Source organism: Kitasatospora sp. NPDC018619 (genome assembly GCF_044391605.1).
Taxonomy (GTDB): Bacteria; Actinomycetota; Actinomycetes; order Streptomycetales; family Streptomycetaceae; genus Kitasatospora.
This window is the reverse complement of record NZ_JBISAI010000001.1, coordinates 254,609-279,948: the sequence shown is the minus strand read 5'-3', so window position 1 is coordinate 279,948 and position 25,340 is coordinate 254,609. Positions and strand designations below refer to the sequence as shown.

Genomic DNA, 25,340 nt, shown 5'->3' with positions numbered 1-25,340 from the left:
AGTGCCCGCCCGCGGTCGTCACAGCCAGACCGGCTCGTCCGTTCCCCAGCGGCCGGGCGGACGCGACCAGTCGGCGGGCGCCCCGTCGTACCCGATCGGTGGCAGGGCGTGGCGCAGCCGCCCGTACGCGGAGTCGGCCACGGCCAGCCACCGGGCGGGATCGTACGGCTCGGTCGGGGCCTCCTGCGGCACCTCCGGTTCGATGCCGTGCAGCAGCCAGGAGGCCGTGCCGGCCAGGGAGAAGCGCAGGTGGCGGCCGCCGGGGCGACGGGTGCGCTGATCGGTGAGGGCGCGCAGGACGGCGGCGGCGACGAGGTAGCCCGTGCCGTGGTCGAGGGCCTGGGCGGGCAGCACGCCGGGGCGCCCGTCGGCGGCGGCCTCGTGGACGGCGATGCCGACCCCCGCCTGGACCAGGCTGTCGAAGCCGCGCCGTCCGGCCCAGGGGCCGGTCCAGCCCCAGGCGCAGAGCTGGGCGAGGATGAGGTCCGGCCGACGGGCGAACAGCGCGTCGGGAGCCAGGCCGTGGGCGTCGAGGGCGCCGGGGCGGTAGCCGGAGACCACGACGTCGGCGGTGGCGAGCAGGTCCTCGAAGGCGGCGCGGTCGGTCGGCACGGCGAGGTCGAGGCGGGTGGAGCGCTTGCCGAAGCCGGTGTCGGCGTGGGCGTCGTCGGCCTCGGGCAGCCGGGGCGAGTCGACGCGCAGGACGTCGGCACCGAGCAGGGCGAGGGTACGGGTGGCGACCGGTCCGGCGATCACCCGGGTGAGGTCGAGCACCCGGACCCCGGCGGCGGGTCGGTCCGCCGGCGCCGCACCGAGCGCCCGGACCGGCGCGCCCCCGGCCCCGGCACCGGTCTCCAGGTGCTCCACGAGGGGGAGCTCGGCCGGACTCACCGGCGCGACGGCCACCGCGAGCGCCCCCGCCGCATAGGCGCGCTCCTGGATCCGCTCGGCCGGCAGCCCGCCGAGCACCTCGGCGAGCTGGTCGGGCCCGGCATCCGCGGCCAGCCCCAGGGCGGAGAGCAGCCGGGCGCGGTGGTGCGGGTAGTTGGCGTGGGTGCGCACCCAGCCGTCGGCTGCCCGCCAGAAGCCGGAGTGCGGGGCGAAGGCGACGGGCGTACGGCCGTCGACCGTCAGGTGCCGCTCGCTGACGAAGGCGGTGGCGACGGCGCCCTGGTCGACCCGGACGGCGGGAACGGGCCCGCCGGAGCGGTGGGCGGCGAGCTCGGCGGCGGCCAGCGAGCAGACGGCCACGGTGGCCCGGGCGAGCCGACGCACCGGCAGGCCGGAGGGCAGGACGTCCTCCGGCCCCTGGAAGGCCACCCGCTCCACCAGCTCGGGCCGTCCGCCGAGAGCGGCCCAGGCGTGGGCGGTCGGGTGGTCGTCGGCTCCCGCGGCTCCCCCGGTCCTACCGGCGGTGCTCCCTGTGCTCCCTGTCGTTCCGGTGGTGCTCCCGGTGCTCCCGGTGCTCCCGGTGCTCCCTGTCGTTCCGGTGGTGGCCGCCGGCAGCGAACGATCAGTCATGTCCGGCATTCTGCTCCCGTTCTCAGGCGCTCGCCGTGACCCCCGCCACCAGCATCAGCAGCACCGCCGAGACCACGGTCATCCTGCGGGCCGCCCGCGGGGTGCCGCCGAACCGGCCGCCCAGCCGCCCGCTGGCGTGCGCGACCAGCCCGTACACCACCGCACAGGCCAGCACGTTGAGCGAGCCGAGGGCGAGCACCTGCCCGCCGACCGGCAGGGCGGCCGCCGGGTCGACGAACTGCGGCACCAGGGAGAGGTAGAGCAGCAGCCCCTTGGGGTTGAGCAGCGCGGTCAGCATGCTCTGGCGCAGCACCGTCGCGGTGGGCTGCGGCCTGGGCTCGGCCAGGGCGGCGGCGCCCCCGTCCTTGCGCAGCGCCAGCAGCATCATGACGGCCAGCACCAGCAGGTACGCGGCGCCGGTCAGCCGCAGTACGGGCAGGGCGGCCGGGACGGCGCGCAGCGCGGCGGCCAGGCCGGCGCTGGAGAGCAGGGTGTGCACGGCGTACCCGGCGCAGACCCCGCCGACCGCGGTCAGCGCGGCGCGCCTGCCCTGGCCGAGGCCGCGGGCGGCGATGTAGAGCCAGTCGGGGCCCGGGGTGCAGACCAGCAGCAGGTCGACTCCGAGGAAGAGGAGGAGGGAGTGGGTGTCCATGGGCGTGGGCGTGGCCTGTCGTGCTCGTCGCGGTAGGGGGGGTCCGGCGGATGCCGGCCGGGTGGCCGACGGAACCGCCGGGGCGCCCGGCGGTGGGCCGGGCCGACGGATCCGCCGGGGTGCCCGGCGGTGGGCCGGGTGGCCCCGACTCGGGGCACGGGCGCCCCGGCGGCCGGTGCGGTCACTGAAGGTAGTCGGAGGGGGCTGGCACGCGATGGCGACTTTTCGCTGGTCGGAGCGGCGGTTTGGCAGGATGTTGCGCCATGGACCGAATCGACCGCAGAATCCTCCGCGAGCTCCAGCAGGACGGGCGGCTGACCAACACCGAGCTGGCCTCCCGGGTGGACCTCACCCCGTCCCCCTGCCTCCGGCGGGTGCGCCAACTGGAGCAGGACGGCGTGATCCGCGGCTACCGGGCGGTGCTGGACGGCGCGGCGGTCGGGCGCGGGTTCCAGCCCTTCGTGACGATCACCATGCGCCACGAGGACCAGGTGACGGTCGCCGAGTTCGAGCACCGGGTGGCCGAGCTGCCGGAGGTGGTGGAGGCCCACCGGCTGTTCGGCGAGCCCGACTACCTGCTGCGGATCGCGGTGGCCGACATCGCCGCGTACGAGCGCTTCATCACCGACGTGCTCTCCGGCCTGCCGGGCATCGCCCAGGTCAACTCGCACCTGACGATGAAGCAGGTGAAGGCCGACCGAGGCCTGCCGGTGGGCGGGTAGGGTGCGAACGGGGGCCTGCGCGGCCGCCCGTACGGGGGCAGAGCGACGCGCTGCGACATGGGGGCTGAATTGCGTGTGATCCGCCGTCTCGACCTGGGGTACTTCGTCCGGCCGGCCGCCGAAGCGGGCAGCCCCGAGCCGCGCGTGGAGCCGGTGCTCGCGTACCTGGTCCGGCGTCCGGAGGGGCTGTTGCTGTTCGACACCGGGATCGGCGGCGGCGAGCCGCAGACCGAGGCGCACTACCGCCCGGTGCGCCGCCCGCTGACGGAGGCGCTCGCCGCGGCCGGGGTCGCCCCCGCCGACATCGACCTGGTGGTCAACTGCCACCTGCACTTCGACCACTGCGGCGGCAACCCGCTGTTCGCCGGCACGCCCGTCCTGGTCCAGGCCGAGGAGCTGGCCACCGCCCGGCGCGGCGGGTACACCATCGACGGGCTGGTCGACTTCCCCCGCGCCGAGTACCGCGAGCTCGACGGCGAGGTCGAGGTGTGGCCCGGTGTGCGGGTGCTTCCCACCCCCGGCCACACCGGGGGCCACCAGTCGCTGCTGGTCGACCGCCCGGGCAGCGGTCCGGTCCTGCTGGCAGGCCAGGCCTACGACTTCGCCTCCGAGTACGGGCAGGCGGTGCTCGCGCGCCGGGCGGCGCGCGAGGGCGTGGCCGCGCCGCTGCCCGGGTACCGGCCCTGGCTCGACCGGGTGGCCGAGCACGAGCCGCACCGGGTGCTGTTCGCGCACGACCACGCCGTCTGGGAGCCGACCGGCCGGTAGTGCTTCACCGGGGGGCCGGTCGCACCGGGTGGCCGGTCGGGGCCGTCCGCGGGGCCTGCCGCCGGAGGGCCGCCGCACGTCGACGCAGCCCGTGGCCGAACGGCTCGGGGGCGGTCACCTGCGGTTGCGGCGGTTCATGACGTCCGGGCGAAGTAGTGGCCCTCGTCCAGGTCCTCGATGAGGCCGGGGCGGGTCGGCCGCCAGTCGAGCAGCTCGCGGGTCAGGGTGCTGGAGGCGGGCTGGTCCACGGCGAGAATCCGGCCCAGGAAGCCGAAGTCCTCGGCCGGGACGGAGGCGGTCGGCAGGCCGAGGTGGCGGCCGATCACTTCGGCGATCTCGCGGACCGGGACGCCCTCGTCGGCCACGGCGTGCAGCGTCGATCCGGCAGGGGCCTGTTCGAGTGCGAGGCGGAACAGGCGGGCGGCGTCCCGGACGTGCACCGCGGGCCAGCGGCCGGTCCCGTCGCCGACGTAGCCGGAGACCCCCTTCTCCCGTGCGATGGCGACGAGTTGGGCGATGAAGCCGTGGTCGCCGTCGCCGTGCACGGTCCGGGGCAGGCGCACGACGGACGACCGCACGCCGCGTGCCGCGGCGTCGAGTGCGGACCTGGCGTTGGCGTCCCTACCGGCCGCGGGTGAGCCCGGGGCGGAGGTGTCGTGCTCGGTCGCGGTCCGTCCGGGCACGGCTGCGGTGCCGGCGGTGACGACCAGGGGTTTGCCGGTGCCTTCCAGTGCGGCGGCCAGCGCGTCGATGGCGCGGGCGTCGGCCTGTACCGAGGCCTCGAACCGGGTGAAGTCGTGGATGAACGCGAGGTGGACGACGCCGTCGCAGTCGGCGGCCCCCGCCCGCAGGGTGTCCAGGTCGTCCAGATCGCCGCGCAGGACCGCGGTTCCAGCGGAGGCGAGGGCGGCCGCCGAGGAGTCGGACCTGGCGAGAGCGAGCACCTGGTGACCTGCGCCGATGAGTTCGGGGACGACGGCCGAGCCGACCCAGCCGGATGCGCCCGTGACGAATACCCGCATGGCGGGACCTCCCAAGAGTGATGACAGGTTCTGTCATCACCATAGCGGTGACGACAGGCTGTGTCATCACATAGACTCGCGGCATGGGTCGATGGGAGCCGAACGCGCGGGGCCGACTGGCCCAGGCGGCGCTGGAGCTGTACGCCGAGCAGGGGTTCGAGCAGACCACCGTCGGGGAGATCACCGCGCGGGCCGGGCTGACCGAGCGCACCTTCTACCGGCATTTCGCCGACAAGAGGGAAGTGCTGTTCTCCGGTTCGGAGACGGTCAAGGAGCTGCTGGCGCAGACCATAGCCGACGTGCCCGCCGTGGCCTCGGCGATGGACGCGGCGTGCGCGGCCCTCGAAGCCTTCGGCGCCCGGCTCCAGGAGAGTCCCGAACGGGTCAGGCTGCGGAATTCCGTCGTGTCGGCCAACGCGGAGCTGCGCGAACGCGAGCTGATCAAGCTCGCCCACCTCGCCGAGACGATGGCCGCCGCGCTGCGCGAGCGCGGCACTCCCGAGCCGGCTGCCAGCCTGGCCGCCGAGACGGCGATCGCCGTGTTCAAGGTCGCCTTCGCACGCTGGACCGACGAGCCGGACCGATCGGACCTGCCGGGCGTCCTCCGGGCATCGAGGCAGGAGCTCGGGAACGTCCTCGCGGAACGGGCGAGGGCCTGAGCCGCCGGTGCACGCCCGGTGCGAGCGGCCCAGGCCTCGCCTCCCCGCACCCCCGGCGTCCCGTCCTGCTGTGCCTCCGGCCCGGCCCCTTCGAGGCCGGATCCGGCGACGGATCCGTGCGGGCCCGGCCGCGTCCCGGTGGGCCCGCACGATCGTCGACTCGACCACCGGTCCGCACCCGGTGCGCAATCCCGTCGATCACCTGCCGGCGCTCGCCCACCGGCCACAACGCCTGAGGGTGACCGGCGGGAACGGCCGCAACCGTTCCCGGCTCGGCACCCGTCAGGTCTCCCCGCCCCGTGCCCGGACCGGACCAGGACCCGGACCAGGACCCGGACCAGGGCCAGGAGCAGCGAGCACGCCACGTCCCAGCCGGCCGGTTCCCCGGCCGCATGACCGCATGGTCGTGCGGCCGGAGCCGCGCGCTCCAGGACCAGACGGGACCAGCTGGAAGGGAACCAGCTAGAAGGTGAAGCGCAGGGAGCGGACCCGGTGGTCGAAGCTGGACGGGACGAGCTCCGGCTCGCCGACCGACCGCACCTCGGGCAGCCGGGTGAACAGCTCGCGGAACAGCGTCGTCATCTCCTGCCGGGCCAGGTGCGCGCCGAGGCAGTAGTGCGGGCCACCGCCGCCGAAGCCGAGGTGGGCGTTGGGCGTGCGGGTGATGTCGAACGCGTCCGGGTCGGGGAAGACCTCCTCGTCCCGGTTGGCCGAGCCGTAGAAGAGGGCGACCTTCTCGCCCGCGCGCAGCAGCGGACCGCCCGGACCGCCCAGCTCGTGGTCCACGGCGAGGGTCCGGTTGAACTGGATGATCGGCGTGGCATGGCGGACCATCTCGTCCACCGCGCCGCCGAGCCGCCCGTCGAGGTCCTCCAGCAGCAGGGCGCGCTGCTCGGGGTGGGCGGTCAGCAGGTGCAGCCCGTGGGCCAGCGCGTTGCGGGTGGTCTCGACCCCGGCGACCAGCAGCAGGCTGAAGAAGGCGCCCAGCTCGCGCCCGGTCAGCCGACGGCCGTCCACGTCCGCGGTGACCAGCGCGGAGATCAGGTCCTCCTCCGGCCGGCGCCGGCGCCGGCGGCCGATCCCGGCGACGATGCCCTGCATCCGGGCGAGCGCCCTCAGCCCGCGCCCGGGCCCCCGGAGCCGACGGCGCAGCGGACGGGCCACGCCGATGTCCTCGGAGCTGCGGTTGACCAGGTCGAGGATGGTGCGGCGGGGCTGCTCCGGGATGCCCATCATGGTGCAGATCACCTGGAACGGAAGCTCGGCGGCGACCGCCGTCACGAAGTCCTCCGGCCGCTCCCGCTCGATCCGGTCGACCAGCTCGGTGCTGATCCGCCGCACGTCCTCCTCGACCCGGTCGAGCAGCCGCGGAGTGAAGGCCCGCGAGACGATCCGGCGCAGCTGGGCGTGGCGGGGGTCGTCCAGGTTGACCATCGAGTCGCCGAACAGCACCCGGACCCAGCGGGCGGGGACGGGCGTGGTCACGCCGGGGCCGCTGAGGAAGACGGCGGGGTTGCGGCTGGCCTCGACGACGTGGGCGTGGCGGACCAGGGCGTGGAAGCCCCGGCCGGTGGCGCGGTCGCCGAAGTACACCGGGGCGGGGCGGCTGCGCAGTTCGGCGAACGCGGCGGCGCGCTCGGGGGCGGGCAGCTTCCAGAAGCCGGGAGCGGCGAGGTCGACGGAGGCGGGCCCGGTGGCGGAACCGGCGGACTCGTCGGACCCGGCGGCGTCGGCAGCTTCGGGAGCTTCGGCGGAGTCGGTGGCTTCGGCTTCGTCGGCTGTCTCGGTGTCGTCGGCCGTCTCGGTCTGGGCAGTGGCGTCGGTCGGGTCGGCCGAGCCGGCGGGCTCGGCGGGCTCGGTCTGCCCGGCGCCGTCGGTCTGCTCGACGGCCCCAGCGGCACCGGTGGACTCCGTGGACTCGGCAGGCCCCGCGGATTCGGCTGCTTCGGCGGCCTCAGCCGGCTCCGCGCTTTCGGCCTGTCCGGTGGCCTCAGCCGGCTCGGCGGGCGCGGTCGCCTCCGCCGGTCCGGCGGGGCGGTTAGGTTCGGCGGCTGCGCCCTCGGCGGTTCCAGCCGCCTCGGCTGCCTCGGCCGCCTCCGCAGCTTCGGCCCGGGCCTTCACCCGCCTCGGGGCCGTCGCCTGCTGTGGGACGGTCGGCTCCGTGGGGGCAGCGGACTCGACACTGTCGGCAATGGGCGCCGAGGTATCCGTCGGGGTCTCCAAGGCCGGACCTCCCTGCTTCTGAACGGCATCGTCCCGATACGTACCGTACGGGGTGGTGCACATTAAGTGAGCGCGGGGTGCGTGCTGTCAAACCGCCCCGATGGTCGTACGAGCCGTTGTTCCGTCCGGCAGGACGGGCTTCGGGGACGGCGGCCGGGCATGGTCTCACGGCACGGATCCGGCCATCACCGGAGGGTGCGGTACGGCCCGGGCAGGGCGGGTGCGACGATGAGTGCCATCGTGACGACCGACCGGATCCGCCTGCTGCGCGCCGTGGTCTTCGCCGCGCTGTGCGTGGCGATGGCCGCCACCGCGCACGTCGCCATGGCCGGGGCCGGGGTCTCCCCCGCGGTACTGGCCGGCGGGTTCGGGGCGGTGCTCGTGTTGACCTGGCTGCTCGCCGGGAAGCGGCGCGGGCTCGGGGTGATCAGCCTCTGGATGGTCGTGGCGCAGACCGCGCTGCACCAGCTGTTCGAACAGGCCGGGATGGCCTCCCGAGGGGGCGGCGGCCTCGGCCGGCTCGCCACCACGGACTGGGCGGCCCTCCTGCTCTGCAACCCCGACCGGGCGCCCGGCGGCCTCTCCCCGGTGGAGCTGGCCCGGATGGCCGGCATCGACCCGGACGTCCCGCCGGCCACCGACCACGTGCGGCCGACGGCCGGGGCCCACCACGCGGCACCGGACGCGACCGTCCTGGACACGGGGCTGCCCGGGATGGCGGGGATGCCCGCCGGCCCGCACGTGATGCCCGACGGGACGGTCCACGGCGCCCTTTCGTACGGCACGGCGCAGGACCTGACGGGCACACCGGCGCACGGACCGGCGCACGACATGGCGCACGGAATGGCCCACGGCATGTCCGCGGGGATGGCCGCCGCCCACGTGCTCGCTGCGCTGGCGTGCGCGCTCCTGCTCTGGCGCGGTGACGCGGCGCTGGTGCGGCTCTTCGACCTGCTCGGCGCGCTGGGCTCGGTGGTCGCGGGGGCGCTGCTGCTCCCGCTGCTCGCACTGTTCGCGCGCCCCGTGGGCTTCCGGGCGCCGGCACCGCCCCGCCCGGCCGACAGCCGGGCCCGACCGCCCCTGTCGGTACTGCTGACGCATGCCGTGGTCCGGCGCGGGCCGCCGGTGTTCGCCCCCGCCTGCTGACGCGCCTGCCGCTCCTACGCCTCGATCCGGTCCTTCCGGCCAACGGGACGCCCGCGGCGGGCAGGTCGCCCTGCCGTACGGCCGCGCCCCGCGCCGCCGTGCCGCCAGGGTGCGGGCCCCGCGTCCGCCGCCGCGCCTCCTCCGGGGGGTGGCGTGCCGCGCCGGTGCCCACGGACGCCGACGGTGCCGCGCTGCGCGGCGCCGCTCCCCGCCTTCTCCCGGGACCTTTCCCATGCCTGACTTCGACGGCGCACCGGCTGCGGCCCGCGCCACCCTCCCGCCGTTCCCGCTCCCCCGGACGCTCCGACCGCGTCCGCCGCACCCCCCGCGTCCGGCGCATCCGGCGCATCCGGCGCTTCCGCTACGGCTGCCCCGCCTCCGGCCCGACAGCCCGTGGACCTTCCTGGGCGCCGCCTTCCGGCCGGTCCCCGTCCAGCCGGGCCAGCAACCTGGCCGACCAGGCGGGCGAGGGCCCGTCGGCGGCACCCGCCCGCACCTGGTCGCGCAGCCGTTCGGCCCGGGCCAGCCACTCCCGGCAGCCGGCGCAGCGCGCGACGTGCCCGTCCAGCCGGGAGCCCGGCAGGCCGCTCGGTTCGCCGTCGAGCCGGGCCGACAGAGCGGTACGAAACTGCGCGCATCTCATATGACCATCGTCCCGCACGCCCGGATTGCCGGGACCGACCGGGTGGGGGGCCGCCGTGGATGACGAACAGCTCACCGCGCTGGCCCTGACCGCCCGCTCCGGCCGGGCGACCGACGTCGAGGCGTTCGTCCGGGCGACCCAGCGGGACGTCTGGCGCTTCGTCGCCCACCTGACCGACGTGCAGTCCGCCGACGACCTCGCCCAGGAGACCTTCCTGCGTGCCCTGCGCGCCCTGCCCGCGTTCGCCGGGCGCTCCTCGGCCCGCACCTGGCTGCTGTCGATCGCCCGGCGAACGGTGATCGACCGGTACCGGATGGCCGCCGCCCGGCCGCGCTGCGCGGCGCTGCCGGACTGGCAGGAGGCGGCGGAGCGGCAGATCGGTGCACCGCCGGCCGGTTTCGAGGACGGCATCGCGCTCGACGACCTGCTCGACCGGGTGCCTGCCCAGCGGCGGGAGGCCTTCGTGCTGACGCAGGTGGTCGGCCTGAGCTACGCCGAGGCGGCCGAGGTCGCCGGCTGCCCGGTGGGGACCGTCCGGTCCCGCGTCGCCCGGGCCCGGGAGGAACTGGTGGCACGCCTGCGCGCCGCCGAGGCCGGGGAACTCGCGGCCGCCAGCTGAGCGGCCGGAGGGGCGGGGGGCTGCGGACGGTCGGCAGCCCGTCAGTCCGACAGCCGCGACAGCGCACGGCTGACGGCTGACGGCTGACAATCGACGGCGAACAGGTGACAGAGGACAGAGGACAGAGGACAGAGGACAGATAACAGATGACAGATTTCGAAATCTGTCATCTGTTCGCCGTTCGCTGAACCCCGCCCCCCGATAAATTCCCCCACCTGTTCGGAACCGGATCCCCCGCGCCACCGACTGCTGTACCGGACCCCGCCGCCGAGGCGGCATCCGGTCCGGCAGCTCGGGAGACGGAGGGACTTCATGACGGCGCAACCCGGTCCGCCCGCCCCACATCTGACAGAACGTCAGCAAGCGACGGTCGACCGCTGGAGCCTGGTCGTCGCCGCCGGCCTGCTGTCCTTCGTCGCGATGCTCGACATGAACGTGGTCAACCTCGCGCTCACCGACATCTCGGCCGGCCTGCACGTCTCCCCCGGAGTCGCCCAGTGGGCCGCCCTCGGCTACCAACTCCCGCTCGTCGCCCTGCTGCTGCCCGCCGGGCGGTGGCTGGACCAGGTCGGCACCCGCTCGGCCCTGCTGCTCGCGCTCGGCTGCTTCGCCCTGGGCAGCGCGCTGGCCGCCTGCGCCCCGTCGGCCGGCTGGCTGATCGCGGCCCGGCTGTTCCAGGGCGCTTTCGGCGCCGTGCTGTTCGTCCTGATGCCGGTGCTCGCCGCGACCTCCGTCCGGCCCGAACTGCGCGGCCGGGCGATGAGCGTGCCCGCGACGCTCGGCCCGCTCGGCGCCGTCACCGGGCCGGTGGTCGGCGGCCTGCTGCTGGACCACCTGGGCTGGCGGGCGGTCTTCCTGGTGAAGCTCCCGGTCTGCCTGGCCGCCGTCCTCATCGTCCGGCGCCACGCCCCGCGCCGGGGCGGGCTGCGGCCGCCCGACCGCTCCTCGCTCGGCGACGCCGCGCTGATCGGTGCCGCCGTGGCCGCCGTCCTGCTCGGGCTCACCCTGGCTCCGCAGTCCCCGTGGTGGCTGCTGCTGCTCCTGCCCGCCGTACCGCTGGTGCCGCTCTGGCTGCGCCGCCCGGGCGGGCGGCCGGTGGCCGAGGTGCTGCGGGCCGCCGGGACCACCCGGGCCAACGCCTCGGTGCTGGCGCTCGCCGCCGGCTTCGCGGCCTGCCACTACCTGCTCGCCCAGCACCTGCGCGGCCCCCGGGGCGAGAGCGCCACCACCACCGCGCTCACCATGCTGGCGTTCCCGCTCGGCATGGTGCTGGCCGGACGGCTCGGCGGCCGACTGGCCGACCGCTGGGGCGCCCGCCCGACCGCACTCACCGGCGCCGCCGTCACCACCCTCGGCCTGGCGCTGCTCGTCCCGCTGGACGCCGGGTGGTCCGCCCCCGAGGTCGCCGCGCGGCTCGCCCTCGCCGGTGCCGGGATGGGCCTCAACGGCGGCCCCACCCAGGCCCTGGTGATGTCCGCCTCCCCTCCCGGGAAGCTCGCCACCGCCGGCTCCGCCGTCCAACTCGCCCGCAGCCTCGGCTTCGCGCTCGGCCCGGCCCTCGCCACCGCCGCCGCGCTGGGCGGGACCCGCGACACCGCAGCCGCCCGCGCCGGGATCGGCCTCGCCGTCCTCGTCGCGGCCACCGCCGTCGCCCTCCTCGCCCTGCACCGGCGGCCCCGCCCCCGCCCCCGTCCCCGCCCGGACAGCGGTTCCTGACGGCCCGCCCGCCCGAAGACGCACCCACGCCTGACCCGACCCCCGCACCGCCCCCTGCCCCCGCACCGCCACCCGACCCCGCACCGAAGGACCTCCTCGGATGACCGACACGATCCTCCCCGCCCCGGCCGCCACCGACGGCGCCCCGCGCTGCCCGTACGCGCACGGCCCGCTCCCCTCCCCCGTCCCGCTCCACGGCCCGGAGTACAAGCGCGACCCGTACCCGCTCTACCAGCGGATGCGCGAGGCCGGGCCGGTGCACCGGGTGGAGTTCCCGAGCGGCATCCACGCCTGGCTGGTCACCGGCTACCAGGCGGCCCACGCGACCCTCAACGACCCGCGCCTGGGCAAGAACCACGCGCTGGGCAACGACAACTGGCGCCGACTCGCGTCGATCATGCCCGAGCCGCAGCGCTCCCAGCTCCAGGTCCACCTGCTCCACCAGGACCCGCCCAAGCACACCTCGATGCGCCGGCTCGTGCTGGACGCCTTCGCCCCGCGCCGGGTGGAGTCGCTGCGCCCCCGGTTCCGGGAGCTGGCCGACGCGCTGGTGGACGCCCTGCCGGAGTCCGGCGGGGCGGACCTCGTGGCCGGCTTCGCGGCCCACTACCCCTTCCGGGTGCTCGCCGAGGTCATCGGCCTGCCCGGCGACCTGGCGGCGCGCTTCGACCGGGACTGGGGCAAGGTGGTCCAGCCGGTCGGCCCGCAGGACCCGGGGCGCCCCGCCTACGAGGCCCGGCTTCGCGGCCTCCAGACGTACATCGCGGACGTCGTCGCCCGCAAGCGCGCCGACTGCCGGGACCCCGGCTGGGTGGCGGAGGAGGACCTGCTGGGCCGGCTAGTCGCCGCCCACGACGCCGGGGAGTTGAGCCGCGCCGAGCTCGACTCGATGGTCTTCCAGCTGCTGGTGGCCGGGCAGGAGCCGGTCACCAACCAGATCACCACCATGCTGGTCACCCTGCTGCGCCACCCCGAGCAGCTCGCCCGGCTGCGCGCGGCCGTCGACGAACCCGGGCGGCTCGCCCGGGCGGTCGAGGAACTCCTGCGCCACGACGCCGCGTTCGAGCTCACCACCTGGCGGTTCTTCGCCGAGGACAGCGACCTCTTCGGCACCACCGTCCCGGCCGGTGACTCCGTGATCGTCTCGCTCTGCGCCGCCAACCGCGACGAGGCGCAGTTCCCCGGCGCCGACCGCCTCGACCTCGACCGCTCGCCCAACGCCCACCTGGCCTTCGGCCACGGCGTCCACTACTGCCCCGGCGCCGCGCTGGCCCGGGCCGAGCTCCAGACCGCCCTGGCGACCCTGCTCACCCGGCTGCCCGGCCTGCGCCCGGCGGAGGCACCCGGCGACGGCCTGGCGGACCTGGCCTGGATCCCCGCCGTCCTGGCCCGCGGGGTGAACCGGCTGCCGGTCGCCTACGACCACCGCCGCTGACTGCGCCCGGGCACCGGGAGCAGCCGGCACCGCCCGTCCGCAGCCCCTACCGAACCACCTTCCGTGGAGGACCCACCATGCCGCCCGTCGGCACCGCCCCCGCCGCCGTCACCGACGCCACAACGGCCGTCGCCACCACCAGCAGCACCGCCACCAGCACCGCCACCAGCACCGAGGCGGCGGCCCGGACCGACCGGCCCTCGGCCGAGCGGCTCGCCGCCCGTGTCCTCGGCCTGCTGCTGCCGCACCGCCGCGCCTCGGACCCGGAGTTCGACGCCCGCCCGGAGCACTTCCCGCTCCAACTGGCCCAGCTGGCGGACTTCATCGCCGTCGGCGAGCCGATCGTCCTCACTCTGCCCGGCTTCCCCTGCAAGTCGCCGAACCCGGCGAAGGTGCTCGGCCACCTGCCCGACGAGGGCGAGCGGCTGTCGCTGACCTTCCTGGACGGGCTGTGCGCCGGGATCGGCCGCCTGTACGCACCCGGCGCCCGCATCCTGATCTGCTCGGACGGGCACGTCTTCGGCGACCTGATCGGCGTCCCGGACGACCGCATAGACGCCTACTCGGACGCCCTGACCGCCATGATCGCCCGCGAGGGCCTGCACCGCCTCGACACCTTCGACCTGCGGGCCGTCCTCGGCGACCTCCCGTACGACGAGAAGCGGGCCCGGGTGCACGCCCGGTACGCGCCGAGCGTCGCGGAGCTGCGCGAACAGGTGCTGACCGAGGAGGAGACGTTGCGGCTCTACCGGGGCATCACCCGCTTCCTCACCGAGGACACCGTCGGCTTCCCCGGCACCCGGTCCGCCCTCCAGCGGGAGTGCCGCCGCCGCGCCTACGGGGTGATCCAGCGCAGCCGGGCCTGGGGCGAGCTGATCGCGGAGCACCACCCGCGGGCCGTCCGGCTCTCCATCCACCCGCAGCCGGCCGGGGCGGCCAAGTTCGGCATCCGGCTGCTGGCGGCGGCCGACTCGTGGACCACCCCCTGGCACTCCGCCGTGCTCCACCGCGCGGACGGCGGGCGGGAGTTGCTGCGCAGCGACGAGGCCGCCCGGCTCGGCCGACTGGTGCTGCGGGACGGCCGGCCGAGCCACTACGAGGGCTGCTGAGGCCCAGGCCCTGCCGCCCTGCCGGGTGCCAGAGCGGCACGGCGGCAGGGCGGCGGGACGACGGGGCGGCAGGTCAGCGGACCGGAGCGGTGGCCGCCTCCGCCACCGGGGCACGGTGGTCGAAGGCGATCAGCGGGTCCCCGGTCAGCGGGTGGTCGACCACCGCCGCCCGCACGCCGAAGACCTCGGCCAGCAGTGCGGCGGTCAGCACCTCGCGCGGCGCCCCGGAGGCCACCAGGGCGCCGCCGTGAAGGACGTGCAGCCGGTCGCAGACGGACGCGGCGGCGTTGAGGTCGTGCAGGGCCACCAGGGTGGTGCGGCGCTGCTCCCGGAGCAGGGCGAGCAGTTCGACCTGGTGGCGGACGTCCAGGTGGTTGGTCGGCTCGTCCAGCACCAGGACGTCCGGCTGCTGGGCGAGCGCCCGGGCGAGCAGCACCCGTTGCCTTTCGCCGCCGGACAGTTGGGCGAACCGCCGGTCCACGGCCTCGGCCATGCCGACCCTGGCCAGCGCCTCGGCGGTGATCCGCCGGTCCTCGGCGTCGTCGGCCGCGAAGGCCCGCTTGTAGGGCGTGCGGCCCATCGCGACCACCTCGCGGACGCTCAACTCGAAGTCCCCGCCGCGCTCCTGGGGCAGCGCCCCGACGTGCCGGGCGGACTCGGCGGGCCGCAGCTGCGCCAGGTCCCGCCCGGCCAGCAGCACCCGGCCGGCGCTCGGGCGCAGGTGGCGGTAGACGGTGCGCAGCAGGCTGGACTTGCCGCTGCCGTTGGGGCCGACCAGTCCGGCGATCTCCCCCTCCTCGGCGATCAGGTTGGCCCCGGCCAGCACCGTCCGGCCGGCCAGGGCGACACTCAGGTCCTCGACGGCGATCCTCAACTGCGCTCCAGTCGTCGGTCCAGCAGGTAGAGCAGGGTGGGGGCGCCGAGGACGGCGGTGACCACGCCGATCGGCAGCTCCTGGCCTTCCAGGGCGGTGCGGGCCACGGTGTCGACGACCACCAGCAGCAGTGCGCCGGTCAGCGCGGACAGCGGCAGCAGCCGCCGGTGGTCGGCGCCGACCAGCAGCCGGCACACGTGCGGCACCATCAGCCCGACGAAGCCGATCGCCCCCGAGACGGCGACCAGCACCCCGGTGAGCACGCTGGTGACGACGAAGACCTCGCGGCGCAGCCGGGCGACGTCCACACCGAGTCCGGCGGCCGTCTCGTCGCCCATCAGCATCGCGTTGAGCCCCCGGGCGCGGGCCTGGAGCAGGGCCAGCCCGAGCGCCACCGCCGCGACAGGGACGGCGAGTTGGGCCCAGACGGCGCCGCCGAGGCTTCCCATCAGCCAGAACAGCACACCCCTGGTCTGCTGCTCGTCGCGGGTCTGCAGGACCAGGTAGCTGGTGAGGCCGCCGAGGAACTGGGCGATGCCGATGCCGGCGAGGACCAGCCGCAGCGGGGAGAAGCCGCCGCCGCGCCGGGCCATCAGCCAGACCAGCGAGAACGCGGCGAGCGCGCCGGCGAACGCCGCCAGCGAGACGGTGAGGCCGAACGCGCTGCCGAAGGAGAGCGGGAGGCCGAGGGTGGTGCCGAGGACGATGGCGGCGACCGCTCCGAGCGAGGCGCCCGAGGAGATGCCGAGCAGGTAGGGGTCGGCGAGCGGGTTGCGCACCAGGGCCTGCACGGCGGTGCCGACCAGGCCGAGCCCGGCGCCCACCACGGCCGCCAACAGGGCGCGCGGGACGCGCAGTTGCCAGACGATGAGGTCGCGGGTGCCGGGTTCGGGAGCCCGGCCGGAAAGCCGGCGGACGACCACCGACCAGACCTCGGCGGGCGGGACGTCGACCGAGCCGAGCGAGACGGCGGCGGTCAGCGCGAGCACCAGGGCGGCGGCGAGGACGGCGGCCAGCGGCCCGGCCCGCAGAATGCGGGCCGGGCGGGCCTGGCGGACTTCACCGCGCTCCGTACGGGCGGCGGCCGAGGTCACCGGCTACTGCCCCTTCTCGGCGAGGCCGGGGGCGTTGACGAGGTCCGGGTGGACGGTGGCGGCGATCTGCCGGACGGCGTCGGCGTTGCGCACGCCCGCGATGGTCGTCACCTCGGAGCCGAGCCGCACGAAACGCCCCTCCTGGACGGCCTTCAGCCCCTGGGTCGCGGGGAAGCCCTTCAGGAAGGCCTCGGCCTCGTCGAAGGCCTTGCGGGTGGCCTCCTCGCTGCCCCGGTTGCGCACGGCCAGCTGGATCCAGTCCGGGTTCCTGGCGACGACCTCCTCCCAGGAGCCGGGCTTGAAGTCGGCGTCGCAGTCGGCGAACACGTTGCGCGCCCCGGCCTGGGCGATCACCGCGTTGGCGACCTGCCGGCCGCAGACCGCCACCGGCTGCTTGGTGCCGGCGTCGTAGTCGAAGACGAAGTAGCTCGGCCGCTGCGCCTGCGGCACGGCGGCGAGCGCGGTGCGGACCTCGCCGAGCTGCTTCTCCATCCCGGCCACCAGCTCCTCCGCCCGGGCGGCGGTGCCGGTGACGGCGCCGAGCCGGCGGACGTCCTCCTCGATCGCGGCGAAGTCGGTGCGCGGCGCCTTGGCGGCCTTCGGCGTCCCGGCGCAGGCGGTGGAGAGCAGGTACACGTGCTGGATGCCGGCCGCCGCGTACTCCTCCTCGCTCGGCCCGGTCGCACCGCCGCCCATCATCGGCATCGCGCCGAAGGTGTCCACGTACAGGTCGGCGCCGGAGCCGAGCAGCTTCTCCTTGGGGATGCCCTTGTCCCCGAGCGCCGGCACCCTGGCGCCCTGCTCGGCGAGATCGGCGGGCAGGGTTCCCTTGCCGGGCGGGAAGCCGGTGCCTATCACCCGGTCGCCCGCGCCGAGCCGGAGCAGCAGCTCCAGGCCCGCGGCGTTGCTGGTGACGATCCTGGCGGGCGCCTTGGCGACGGTGGTCTCCCGGCCCGCGCAGTCGGCGACCTTGACGGGGAATCCGCCGCCGGGCTCGGGCCGGACGGAGACGGCGCCGCTCGGTCCGCCCCCGGCCCCGCTTCCGCAGGCCGTGGCGAACAGGGCGACGGCGGCCGCGATTCCGCAGACGACGCGAGGACGCATGACAAGTCTCCTGGTCGGTGGTGGTGCTGGGGGACGGCACCGGGTGGTCGTGCCGGGGCCCGTGCTGCGGACCCGGACCAGGTAGTCGGACGGCCCCGGCGACGGGTTCCCGACGATCCGTGAGCCGTCCCGTCTCCTGCCCCGTCCCCGGTCCTGTCGCCGGTCCCGCCGCTGCGCGCCCGGCTGCTCGGGCCGGGCCGGGCCGCCGGCCGTAGGCTGGCCCGATGGCCGACCCCACCGCCCCGCGCGACGACCTCGACCACCCCGTCCGGCTCGGGCCGCGCCCGCCCCGCCGGGTGGTCTCGCTGGTGCCCTCGCTGACCGAGGCACTCGCCGCCACCGCCCCCGGGCTGCTGGTGGGCGCCACCGACTGGTGCAGCCACCCCGCCGGCCTGTCCGTCGCCCGGATCGGCGGCACCAAGAACCCGGACGTCCCGCGCGTCGTCGCGCTCGCCCCGGACCTCGTCGTCGCCAACGACGAGGAGAACCGGCGCCCCGACCTGGACGCGCTGCGGGCGGCGGGCGTCCCGGTCTGGGTCACCGACATCCGTACCCTGGACGACGCCTTCCGCTCCCTGCACCGGCTGCTCACCACCGCCTGCGGGCTGCCCCGGCCGGGCTGGCTGGACGAGGCCCAGGCGGCCTGGGCCCCCGTCGGGCACGGCGGCGCGGGGGCGGCGGCCGAGGGGCCCCGGGCCGTCGTGCCGATCTGGCGCCGCCCGTGGATGGTCCTCGGCCGCGACACCTTCGCCGGGGACCTGCTGCGCCGCCTGGGCCTGCGGCTCGTCCACGCCGACCACCCCGAGCGCTACCCGGCCATCCCGCTGCCCGAACTGCTCTCCTGCCGGCCGGAGTTGGTCGTCCTCCCGGACGAGCCATACCGCTTCACCGCCGAGGACGGCCCGGAGGCCTTCCCGGACACACCGGCCGCGCTGGTCAGCGGACGGCACCTGACCTGGTACGGGCCCTCGCTGGTGACCGCCCCGACCGTGCTGCGGCAGGCCCTCGCCTGGCCGCTCGGCCCGAGCGGCGGCCCGGGCGGCGGCCGGGGCCGCACCTAGGGTCCGTCCGGTCGAGCGGTCGGCGCAGGATCGCGGATCAGGAAGGACCGGCCCCCGCGTACTCCAGCGGCGGCGCGATCGCCTGGGCGTCCGCGCCCTCGCCCACCCACAGGCCGATCAGGAACGCCGCCGTCGCCTCCAGCAGGCCCGCCCGATCGAGCCCTCCTCCGTCGACCGGCACGCAGCCGAGGTCGCGGACGAGCTGTCGGACGGTCTCGACCGCCGGTGCGTCGTCACCGCAGAGCGGCACCAGGAGCGGGCGTCCGTCGAAGACGGGCGGGGTCCTGCCCCACACGCTCTCGTGGCAGAGGTTGAACGCCTTGACCACCGACGCACCGGGCGCCGCGGTCGCGATCCGCTCGGCGGCCGAGGGCCCGCCCCTCGTCTCGAGGGCGAAGCCCGGCGCCACCGGGTTGGTGCAGTCGACCAGCGTCCGCCCCCGTACCGCGTCCGCCAGAGCGGACACCACACCGACCGCGGCCGCGTACGGCACGGCCAACAGCACCGCGTCCCGGCCGTGCTCGGCCGCCTCCCGCAGCGTTCCCGCCCGTCCGCCGATCCGGTCGGCGAGCGCGGCGGCGCGGCCCGTGTCGCGGCCGCCCACCAGCACGTCGTGGCCGGCCCGCACCCACTGCGTGCCGAGCGCCCGCGCCATGCTTCCCGTGCCGGCAATCCCGATCCTCATCCTGTCCGCCCTCCGTGCGACGACCTGTCCGTCAGAATCGGGACGACACTAGGAAACCGCTCGGGCACCATCTGGTAAGTGACCACTGACCACGGCTTCATCGCCGACTGCCGAGCCCGGCTCGCCTTCGATCTGCTCGCCAACACCTGGAACGCCGTCGTGGTGTGGGCGCTGCGCGAGGGGCCCTCGCGGCCCGGTGACCTGCGCGAGCGGATCGGTGGGATCAGCCCCAAGGTGCTCACGGAGACGCTGCGTCGGCTCCAGTTCAACGGCCTGGTGGAGCGCCGCGCGTACGCCGGGTCGCCGCCGCGCGTGGAGTACGCCCTCACCGGGCTGGGGCGGACGCTGCTGGAGCCGGTGGAGGCGTTCGGCGTCTGGGCCTTCGAACACGGCGACGACGTGATGGCGGCCCGGGAGCGGGCGGAGGCTGCGGAGGACCCCCGCGGTTGACGCCCCCGGCGCGCGGCCCGGCGACCGACCGACCAAGGACACGCCGGGAACGCGGCAGGGCCCGGGACGCGTGCTCGCATCCCGGGCCCTCGGCCGTGCGGCCGTACGGCGTCAGCCGCGCGCGGCGGTGACGGCGGCGCCCAGCGCTTCCTTGATCCGGGGGCCGAGGCGGGCGAAGCCCAGCTCCTTCATGGCCGCCCGCAGCAGCTCCTCGTCGGTCCGCCCGACACCGTCACCGTCGACCCAGCGCACGACGGCGAGCAGTTCGTCGGCGGAGTAGGCGGTCACCGGCCGACCGGGCGTGAAGTCCGGCTTGGCGGGACGGGCATCGGCCTCGGGCTCGGGCTCGGCTGCGGGGGCCTCGGCAACGGGCTCCTCGGCAGCGGCCTGGGGCTCGGGCTCGACCGCGGGGGCTTCGGGCTCGACCGCGATCTCGCCGGCAGGCTCAGCCGCTCCGGTCACCGACTCGACGGCCTCGGCAGCCGCCTCCTCGACGGCGGGCTCCGCCACGATCGTCTCGGGCTCGTCGACAACGGGCTCCTCGGCGACGGCCTCGGCCTCGGCCTCGGCAACCGGCTCCGCGATCGCGTCCTCAGCGGCAGGCTCCTCGGCTTCGACGGCTTCGACGGCTTCGACGGTCTCCGCGGCCGGAGCGGTCTCCGGCTCCGCCTCCGCCGGGGTCTCGATCTCGGCCTCGGCCTCGGCCAGGGCGGCGGTCGCGGCGGCCACCAGGTCGTCGGCTGCCGGGGAGGGGGCCGGGAGGGAGACCACGGCAGCCGGGGCCTCCTCCTCGGCCGGCGCCACCGCCGACTCCTCGTCAACGGCACCCGCGTCCGACGCCGACCCGGTCTCGGCCTCGGGCTTGTCCTCAGCCACGGGCTTGTCCTCAGCCTCGACCTCGGCTGTGGCCTCGGTCTCCGCAGCGGCCGCCCCGGCCACCTCGGCCTCCTCGGCGTCCTCCACCGGAGCCGTCACCGCGGCCGGCGCCTCCTCGACCGACCCGTCCCGCTGTCCGCCGGCCAGTGCCTGCAGAGCGGCGGCCTCGGCGTCGGCCCCGTCGGCCTCGGCATCGGTCCCGATCCCCTCGACCGTGGACTCCCCCGCCTCGGGCTCCTCGACCGCGGGCTCCTCCGCACCGCTCTCGCCAGCGGTCTCGACCACGGCGTCAGCCGCGTCCTCGACGGCCTCTGCGGCGACCTCTACGGCGGTCTCCTCGGCAGCCGCCTCGACGGTCGCCTCGGCAGTCGCCTCCTCCGGCGCCGCCTTCTCCGCAGCGGGCGCCTTCGCCGCCAGCCCGTCCCGCTGCCCGGCCGCCAGCGCCTGACGCGCCGTGTACGCGGCCTCGGCGGCGCGGCGGTCGGCCTTGGCGGCGGCGAGCTCGGCGAGCAGGTCGGCGAGGCCGGCCTCCTCCAGGCCGGTGCGCAGCCCGCGGATGGTGGGCAGGCGGTAGAGGGTGCCCTCGTCGGCGGCGAGCCGCTCGACCAGGTCGATCAGCTCGGCGAAGGGCAGCCCGTCCAGGTCGTGGTCGGGCAGCAGGCGGGCCAGGCCGCGCAGGCCGGTGTTGATCGTCTCGAAGGCCTGGGCGGTGCGGTCGACCAGGGCGCCGTCGGTGGGCACCCTCGGGAGGGTGCCGGCCGGGGCGAGCGCGGCCCAGGCGCGGCGCTCGACCTCGGCGGAGGCGAGGGCCTCGTGCAGGTCCTCCCGCCGGACGCGGCGGTCGGTGGCGAGCGCGAGGGCCTGCTTGCGCAGCGAGCGGCCGCGCAGCCAGGAGAGCTTGACGCCGTGCTCGCGGCGCCAGGCGCTGTCGGCCGTGGCGGCGGCGAGGGCCTCGAGGTCGGCCTCGTACGCGACGGGGAGGAGGACGGCGGACGTCCGGTGCACCCGCTGGAGCATTTCCACCAGCAGCGCGGTCTTGGCGACGGTGCCGGGCTCGTCCAGCTTGACGTCGGCGACGAGGGCGAGGACGGCGTCCCAGGTCTGCTGGAGGTCGCTGCCGCGCAGTTCGGCGAGGGCCGTGGAGGCCGCGCGGGCGTCCTCCGGGGTCGCGACGGTGTCGACGGCCGCATACCAGGCGTGGGTCTCGGCGGTCAGCGTGAAGGCCCCGAGCTCGGCGTAGCGGCCGAGGTCCTCGCGGAGGTCGGGCTCCGCGGCGGCGTCCTGGGGGTCCTTGACGTCTGCGGCGTCGGCGACGTCCGCCGGGTCGGCTGCGTCGGCGTTGCGCGAGTGAAGCACTGTCATGTGAGGTCCGGTTCTGGGCGACGGCGGCGGGGCTGGCGGCGAGGGGGCGGCGGACCGGTTGCGCGGGGTCGTCCCTGGGCGGGGCGGGGGGCGCGCGGTCGGGCTGCCGGTTGTGGAGGCCCAGAATACGGGTGCCCGTTCGAGCCTTGCACGCACCCACCGCCGCGACGGGCGGGTGTCGTGTGCCATACCGCCCGCCCGGCCGCCAGTCGGGCGGTCCACCCGGGTGGTCCGGCGTTGCGCCGGTCGCGCTCCCGGATTGGTCCGGACGGGTGGCTCCGGCGCTCTCCCGGCCCCACCGGCCCCGCCTGTCCCACCGCGCCCTGCCCTCACCCCGGCCCCTCCCGCCGCGCCTCGCCGGGCGGCGGCCCGGGGCGCCGCCCGGACCGGCGGCCCCGCTCCGGCGGCGCCTCCCGGCCGCCGAGCCCCCGCGCCGGGTGCCGCGCCGGGTGCCGCGCCGGCCGCGTCCTGCCGAGCGGCGGACGGTGCCCGGCCCGGCCGAGGGCGTGCAGGTCGACCGGCGCGAGGTACTCGCCGAGCGCGGTGCGGTGCCACCACGCGCCGGTTTCCCGCAGTTCGCGCCAGGAGGTGAACCGGTAGAGGTAGAGGGTCGCCCGGACGTGGGTCGGCGGGGCGTCCGGGAAGGGGTTGTGGCGCAGCAGGCGCAGGGTGGCGCGGTCGCCGGACAGCAGGCGGGCGACGAAGGGCAGGAACCAGGGGCCGGCGTAGGCGGGCGAGATGCCGGCGAACCACATCAGCCAGTCCAGCCGCAGGTGGTAGGGCGCGAACTGGCGCGGGCGCCGGCGGACGTCGCCGGGCTTGCCCTTGAAGCCGTACTCGCGCCAGACGGTGTGCGGGGTGAGGACCGTCTCGTCGGTGCCCTCGACCACCACCTCCTGGCGGATCCGGTTGATGCTGCCGAAGGCGCCGTAGGTGTTGACCAGGTGCAGCCGGTTGAAGGAGCGGTTCATGGCCTGGCCGCGCGAGACCATGTTGCGCACCGGCCAGTAGCTGAGCACCACCACGCCGACGGTCAGCGCCGTCACCAGCGCCTCGTACCAGAGCGGCGCGCCGGGGTACGCGCGGGCGTGGACGGGCAGGCCGAGGCGCGCCGGCTGTACGGCGGCGAGGGCGAGGACGATGGTGAGCCAGTTGAGCCACGCGAAGTTGCCGGAGGCCACCAGCCAGAGCTGGCTGACGAGAACGGCGCAGGCCGCGTAGCTCGCGACCGGCTGCGGCAGCAGCAGGCCCACCGGGACGACGAGTTGGACGACGTGGTTGGCGGCGGCCTCCACCCGGTGGAGCGGGGCGGGCAGGTGGTGGAAGAACCAGCTGAGCGGTCCGGGCATCGGCTGGGTCTCGTGGTGGTACCGCAGGCAGGTGAGGTCGCGCCAGCAGCTGTCCCCCCTCAGCTTGATCAGTCCGGCGCCGAACTCCACCCGGAAGACCAGCCAGCGCATCAGCCACAGCACCGGGGCGGGCGGGGCGGTGTCGGCGTTGCCCAGGAAGGCGGCGAGGGAGCCGGCTTCGAGCAGCAGGGACTCCCAGCCGAAGGAGTACCAGGTCTGTCCGACGTTGACGATGGAGAGGTAGAGGGCCCAGAGCACCGCCCACAGCAGGATCGAGGCCCAGAGCGGGACGGCGTCGCCGAGCCCGGCCGCGACGGCGGTGGAGAGGGCGGCGCCGCTCCACGCGACGGCGGCGAAGAACCGGTCGCTGTAGTGGAGGTGGAACAGGCCGGGTGACCGGCGGAACGGGACCCGGGCGGTGAACCGGGGCACCGGCAGCATCCCGTCGGCGCCGATCAGTGCGCGGAACTGGGCGGCGGCGGCCAGGAACCCGATCAGGTAGAGGGCGGCGAGCAGGCGTTGGACGAGCAGCCGGCTCAGCCAGTAGTCGGGGGCGGCGAACCAGTCCATCCAGTCCATGCGGCCCATGCCTACCATCCGGCGCCCCGGGCGCGGGCCCGGCGGGGGCGGCAGGACGGGGACGGTTCACCCGCTCGGCCCGGGCCGCGGGCGCGGGAACGGCGTCGGGGCGGGCCCCGGCGCACCCCCGGCAGGCTCTCGGCAGTTCTCGGCAGCCCTGCGGTGGGGCTACGGCGGCCCTGCGGTGGGCCTGCGGCAGCCCTGCGGTGCGGCTGCGGCGGCCCTGCGGTGAGGCTGCGCGATCCGGGGCGGGGCCGGCTCCGGGGCGGGGCCGGCTCCGGGGCGGGGTCCTCTCCACGGGGGTGAGAGGCGCCCCGCCGCGGCGGTGGTCGGTCCGCACCGGCGGGGTTCAGCCGGGCAGGCCGGGACCGGCCTCACCGGCGAGGGCCGAGCGGCCGGGCACCGGGGCGCCGCTCTGCTGGAGCCGGTCGACGAGCAGGGCGGCCAGCGTGCCGAGCTCCTCCTCGGTGCGGGACTGGGCCGTGATGTCCATGCCGACGGTGAGGACGCCGTTGATCCGGCCGGTGAGCGCGGCCCGCAGCGGGGTGCAGGTGAAGCTGAAGACCTGCCGGCCGCGCTGGACGTCCGGACGGGCGGCCTGCATCCGGACGTCGTCGAGGACGGCGGTGCGGCCGGTGCGGTACGCCTCCACGACGGTCTGTTCGAGGCCGGCGGCGCCGAGCTGCGGGTACGCGGCGCCGATCGTCCCGTACGCCGCGGGCGCGCCGAAGGTGTCGGTGTGCTGGGCGTTCGCGTAGCGGATCTCCTGGCTCGGGCCCTCGGTGAGCATGATGGGGTACGGCGAACCGTCGAAGGCGGCGAACATCTCCTGGCGCTGGGCGAGCAGGCTGTCGCGCAGCCGGATCTCGGAGAGCAGCGCCTCGGCGAGGTGCTGGATGTCGCTCAGCCGTTCGCGCCCCCACTGCCGGGGCTCGCGGTCGAGCACGCACACGGTGCCGATGACGGTGTTGGTGTCGTCGACGAGCGGGGCGCCGAGGTAGGCGCGGACGCCGAGTTCGTCCACCACCGGGTTCCCGGCGAACCGGGGGTAGGCGAGGATGTCGTCGAGGGCGAGGGGAGAGCGCTGGGCGACCACGTGCGGGCAGAAGCCGTGGCTCAGCGGCATCTCCCGGGTGGGGAGGTCGAAGGCGATGCCGCGGTCCGCCCAGGACGATCCGTTCTCGGCCGTGGCACCGGCCGAACTTGGCGGGATGTAGAGCCCCCGGAACATCTGGCGTTCGTCATTGATGAAGTTGACCATCGCGATGGGAGCGCGCGTGATACTGGCTGCCAGGTGGGCGAAGCGGTCGAAGGCCTCGTCCGCGGACGGGTCGTTGAGCCCAAGGCCGCGCAGCCTGCGGGTTCGCGCGGACTCCCCGGAGGCACCCGGGAACTGGCCTTGAGTGCTCATCACATCTGTCATGGCGCACATGTAACCAGACATCAGAACGGCCGGGCGGTACCGATCGAGCGTTCTTCCGTCTTGCCGATGGCCCGTCAAAACCGCACGTGAACGACCGGTCGACGGACCGTCACGGAAGCGGAGATCGATTCCCGTCCGGGGCCCGGGCGAAACCCCCTCCGGCCGGGATGGGCCGAATCGCGCCAATCCAAGATCGACTCTGGGATGCCCCGGTACCCCATACAACAATGAGCCCTGCCGAAGACACG

At 75.8% G+C, this 25,340-nt stretch carries 22 protein-coding genes; 10 read left to right on the top strand and 12 right to left on the bottom strand.

Going from position 1 to position 25,340, the window contains the following annotated elements:
- Positions 1–18 precede the first annotated feature (18 nt).
- Together ACH5AR_RS01000 and ACH5AR_RS00995 are read right to left on the bottom strand one after the other, a co-directional pair.
- Positions 19–1,320, bottom strand: coding sequence for a CoA transferase (locus ACH5AR_RS01000; RefSeq protein ID WP_396299224.1), 1,302 nt, complete (start codon positions 1,318–1,320; stop codon positions 19–21).
- Between the two features lie 223 nt (positions 1,321–1,543).
- Positions 1,544–2,173 (bottom strand): LysE family translocator, encoded by a 630-nt coding sequence (locus ACH5AR_RS00995; RefSeq protein ID WP_396299223.1) that lies wholly within the window; start codon positions 2,171–2,173, stop codon positions 1,544–1,546.
- 263 nt (positions 2,174–2,436) lie between these two features.
- On the opposite strand from ACH5AR_RS00995, the gene ACH5AR_RS00990 reads away from it, so the two are divergent.
- Both ACH5AR_RS00990 and ACH5AR_RS00985 read left to right on the top strand, forming a co-directional pair.
- The gene (locus tag ACH5AR_RS00990; protein WP_396299222.1) at positions 2,437–2,895 is read left to right on the top strand and encodes an Lrp/AsnC family transcriptional regulator; all 459 of its coding nucleotides are present in this window, start codon (positions 2,437–2,439) and stop codon (positions 2,893–2,895) included.
- A gap of 57 nt (positions 2,896–2,952) precedes the next feature.
- On the top strand, positions 2,953–3,663 hold the full coding sequence (locus ACH5AR_RS00985) for an N-acyl homoserine lactonase family protein (RefSeq protein WP_396299221.1): 711 nt from the start codon (positions 2,953–2,955) through the stop codon (positions 3,661–3,663).
- Between the two features lie 134 nt (positions 3,664–3,797).
- On the opposite strand, the gene ACH5AR_RS00980 is transcribed toward ACH5AR_RS00985, so the two are convergent.
- Complete coding sequence (locus ACH5AR_RS00980) at positions 3,798–4,685, bottom strand: SDR family oxidoreductase (RefSeq protein WP_396299220.1); 888 nt, start codon at positions 4,683–4,685, stop codon at positions 3,798–3,800.
- Between the two features lie 83 nt (positions 4,686–4,768).
- Between ACH5AR_RS00980 and ACH5AR_RS00975 the strand changes: the two genes are divergently transcribed.
- On the top strand, positions 4,769–5,344 hold the full coding sequence (locus ACH5AR_RS00975; protein WP_396299219.1) for a TetR/AcrR family transcriptional regulator: 576 nt from the start codon (positions 4,769–4,771) through the stop codon (positions 5,342–5,344).
- Positions 5,345–5,806: 462 nt separating this feature from the next.
- Here ACH5AR_RS00975 and ACH5AR_RS00970 read toward each other — a convergent pair whose 3' ends face one another.
- Positions 5,807–6,994: a cytochrome P450 gene (locus ACH5AR_RS00970; protein WP_396299521.1), complete on the bottom strand. Its 1,188-nt coding sequence runs from the start codon at positions 6,992–6,994 to the stop codon at positions 5,807–5,809.
- A gap of 801 nt (positions 6,995–7,795) precedes the next feature.
- On the opposite strand from ACH5AR_RS00970, the gene ACH5AR_RS00965 reads away from it, so the two are divergent.
- The gene (locus tag ACH5AR_RS00965; protein WP_396299218.1) at positions 7,796–8,713 is read left to right on the top strand and encodes a hypothetical protein; all 918 of its coding nucleotides are present in this window, start codon (positions 7,796–7,798) and stop codon (positions 8,711–8,713) included.
- A gap of 361 nt (positions 8,714–9,074) precedes the next feature.
- Here ACH5AR_RS00965 and ACH5AR_RS00960 read toward each other — a convergent pair whose 3' ends face one another.
- A complete protein-coding gene (locus tag ACH5AR_RS00960; protein ID WP_396299217.1) occupies positions 9,075–9,356 on the bottom strand; it encodes a zf-HC2 domain-containing protein in 282 nt (93 codons plus the stop codon).
- Positions 9,357–9,411: 55 nt separating this feature from the next.
- Here ACH5AR_RS00960 and ACH5AR_RS00955 point away from each other — a divergent pair, with 55 nt between their 5' ends.
- The 4 genes from ACH5AR_RS00955 (at position 9,412) to ACH5AR_RS00940 (ending at position 14,235) form a co-directional block, all read left to right on the top strand.
- Positions 9,412–9,975, top strand: a complete 564-nt coding sequence (locus ACH5AR_RS00955; protein WP_396299216.1) for a sigma-70 family RNA polymerase sigma factor — start codon at positions 9,412–9,414, stop codon at positions 9,973–9,975.
- Between the two features lie 312 nt (positions 9,976–10,287).
- A complete protein-coding gene (locus ACH5AR_RS00950; RefSeq protein WP_396299215.1) occupies positions 10,288–11,691 on the top strand; it encodes an MFS transporter in 1,404 nt (467 codons plus the stop codon).
- 100 nt (positions 11,692–11,791) lie between these two features.
- A complete protein-coding gene (locus ACH5AR_RS00945) occupies positions 11,792–13,126 on the top strand; it encodes a cytochrome P450 (RefSeq protein WP_396299214.1) in 1,335 nt (444 codons plus the stop codon).
- A gap of 77 nt (positions 13,127–13,203) precedes the next feature.
- Entirely contained in the window at positions 13,204–14,235 is a 1,032-nt protein-coding gene (locus tag ACH5AR_RS00940; RefSeq protein ID WP_396299213.1) for an L-tyrosine/L-tryptophan isonitrile synthase family protein, read from the top strand.
- 73 nt (positions 14,236–14,308) lie between these two features.
- Here ACH5AR_RS00940 and ACH5AR_RS00935 read toward each other — a convergent pair whose 3' ends face one another.
- The 3 genes from ACH5AR_RS00935 to ACH5AR_RS00925 all read right to left on the bottom strand — a co-directional run bounded on the left by ACH5AR_RS00935 (position 14,309) and on the right by ACH5AR_RS00925 (position 17,307).
- Positions 14,309–15,109 carry an ABC transporter ATP-binding protein gene (locus ACH5AR_RS00935; RefSeq protein WP_396299212.1) on the bottom strand — a complete coding sequence of 267 codons (801 nt, stop codon included), beginning with the start codon at positions 15,107–15,109 and terminating at the stop codon, positions 14,309–14,311.
- Positions 15,106–16,143, bottom strand: coding sequence for a FecCD family ABC transporter permease (locus tag ACH5AR_RS00930; RefSeq protein ID WP_396299520.1), 1,038 nt, complete (start codon positions 16,141–16,143; stop codon positions 15,106–15,108). The genes ACH5AR_RS00935 and ACH5AR_RS00930 overlap by 4 nt, the downstream gene beginning before the upstream one ends.
- A 63-nt stretch (positions 16,144–16,206) precedes the next feature.
- Positions 16,207–17,307 (bottom strand): ABC transporter substrate-binding protein, encoded by a 1,101-nt coding sequence (locus ACH5AR_RS00925; RefSeq protein ID WP_396299211.1) that lies wholly within the window; start codon positions 17,305–17,307, stop codon positions 16,207–16,209.
- Between the two features lie 224 nt (positions 17,308–17,531).
- On the opposite strand from ACH5AR_RS00925, the gene ACH5AR_RS00920 reads away from it, so the two are divergent.
- Positions 17,532–18,368: a helical backbone metal receptor gene (locus tag ACH5AR_RS00920; protein WP_396299210.1), complete on the top strand. Its 837-nt coding sequence runs from the start codon at positions 17,532–17,534 to the stop codon at positions 18,366–18,368.
- 37 nt (positions 18,369–18,405) lie between these two features.
- Here ACH5AR_RS00920 and ACH5AR_RS00915 read toward each other — a convergent pair whose 3' ends face one another.
- Positions 18,406–19,053 carry an NADPH-dependent F420 reductase gene (locus tag ACH5AR_RS00915; RefSeq protein WP_396299209.1) on the bottom strand — a complete coding sequence of 216 codons (648 nt, stop codon included), beginning with the start codon at positions 19,051–19,053 and terminating at the stop codon, positions 18,406–18,408.
- A gap of 78 nt (positions 19,054–19,131) precedes the next feature.
- Here ACH5AR_RS00915 and ACH5AR_RS00910 point away from each other — a divergent pair, with 78 nt between their 5' ends.
- Positions 19,132–19,503 (top strand): winged helix-turn-helix transcriptional regulator, encoded by a 372-nt coding sequence (locus tag ACH5AR_RS00910; protein ID WP_396299208.1) that lies wholly within the window; start codon positions 19,132–19,134, stop codon positions 19,501–19,503.
- A gap of 111 nt (positions 19,504–19,614) precedes the next feature.
- Here the strand turns inward: ACH5AR_RS00910 and ACH5AR_RS00905 are convergent, their stop codons facing one another.
- The 3 genes from ACH5AR_RS00905 to ACH5AR_RS00895 all read right to left on the bottom strand — a co-directional run bounded on the left by ACH5AR_RS00905 (position 19,615) and on the right by ACH5AR_RS00895 (position 25,080).
- On the bottom strand, positions 19,615–21,741 hold the full coding sequence (locus ACH5AR_RS00905; protein ID WP_396299207.1) for a hypothetical protein: 2,127 nt from the start codon (positions 21,739–21,741) through the stop codon (positions 19,615–19,617).
- Between the two features lie 329 nt (positions 21,742–22,070).
- Positions 22,071–23,660: a lipase maturation factor family protein gene (locus ACH5AR_RS00900; protein ID WP_396299519.1), complete on the bottom strand. Its 1,590-nt coding sequence runs from the start codon at positions 23,658–23,660 to the stop codon at positions 22,071–22,073.
- A 358-nt stretch (positions 23,661–24,018) separates the two neighbouring features.
- Positions 24,019–25,080 (bottom strand): GAF domain-containing protein, encoded by a 1,062-nt coding sequence (locus tag ACH5AR_RS00895; protein WP_396299206.1) that lies wholly within the window; start codon positions 25,078–25,080, stop codon positions 24,019–24,021.
- Positions 25,081–25,340: the final 260 nt, after the last annotated feature.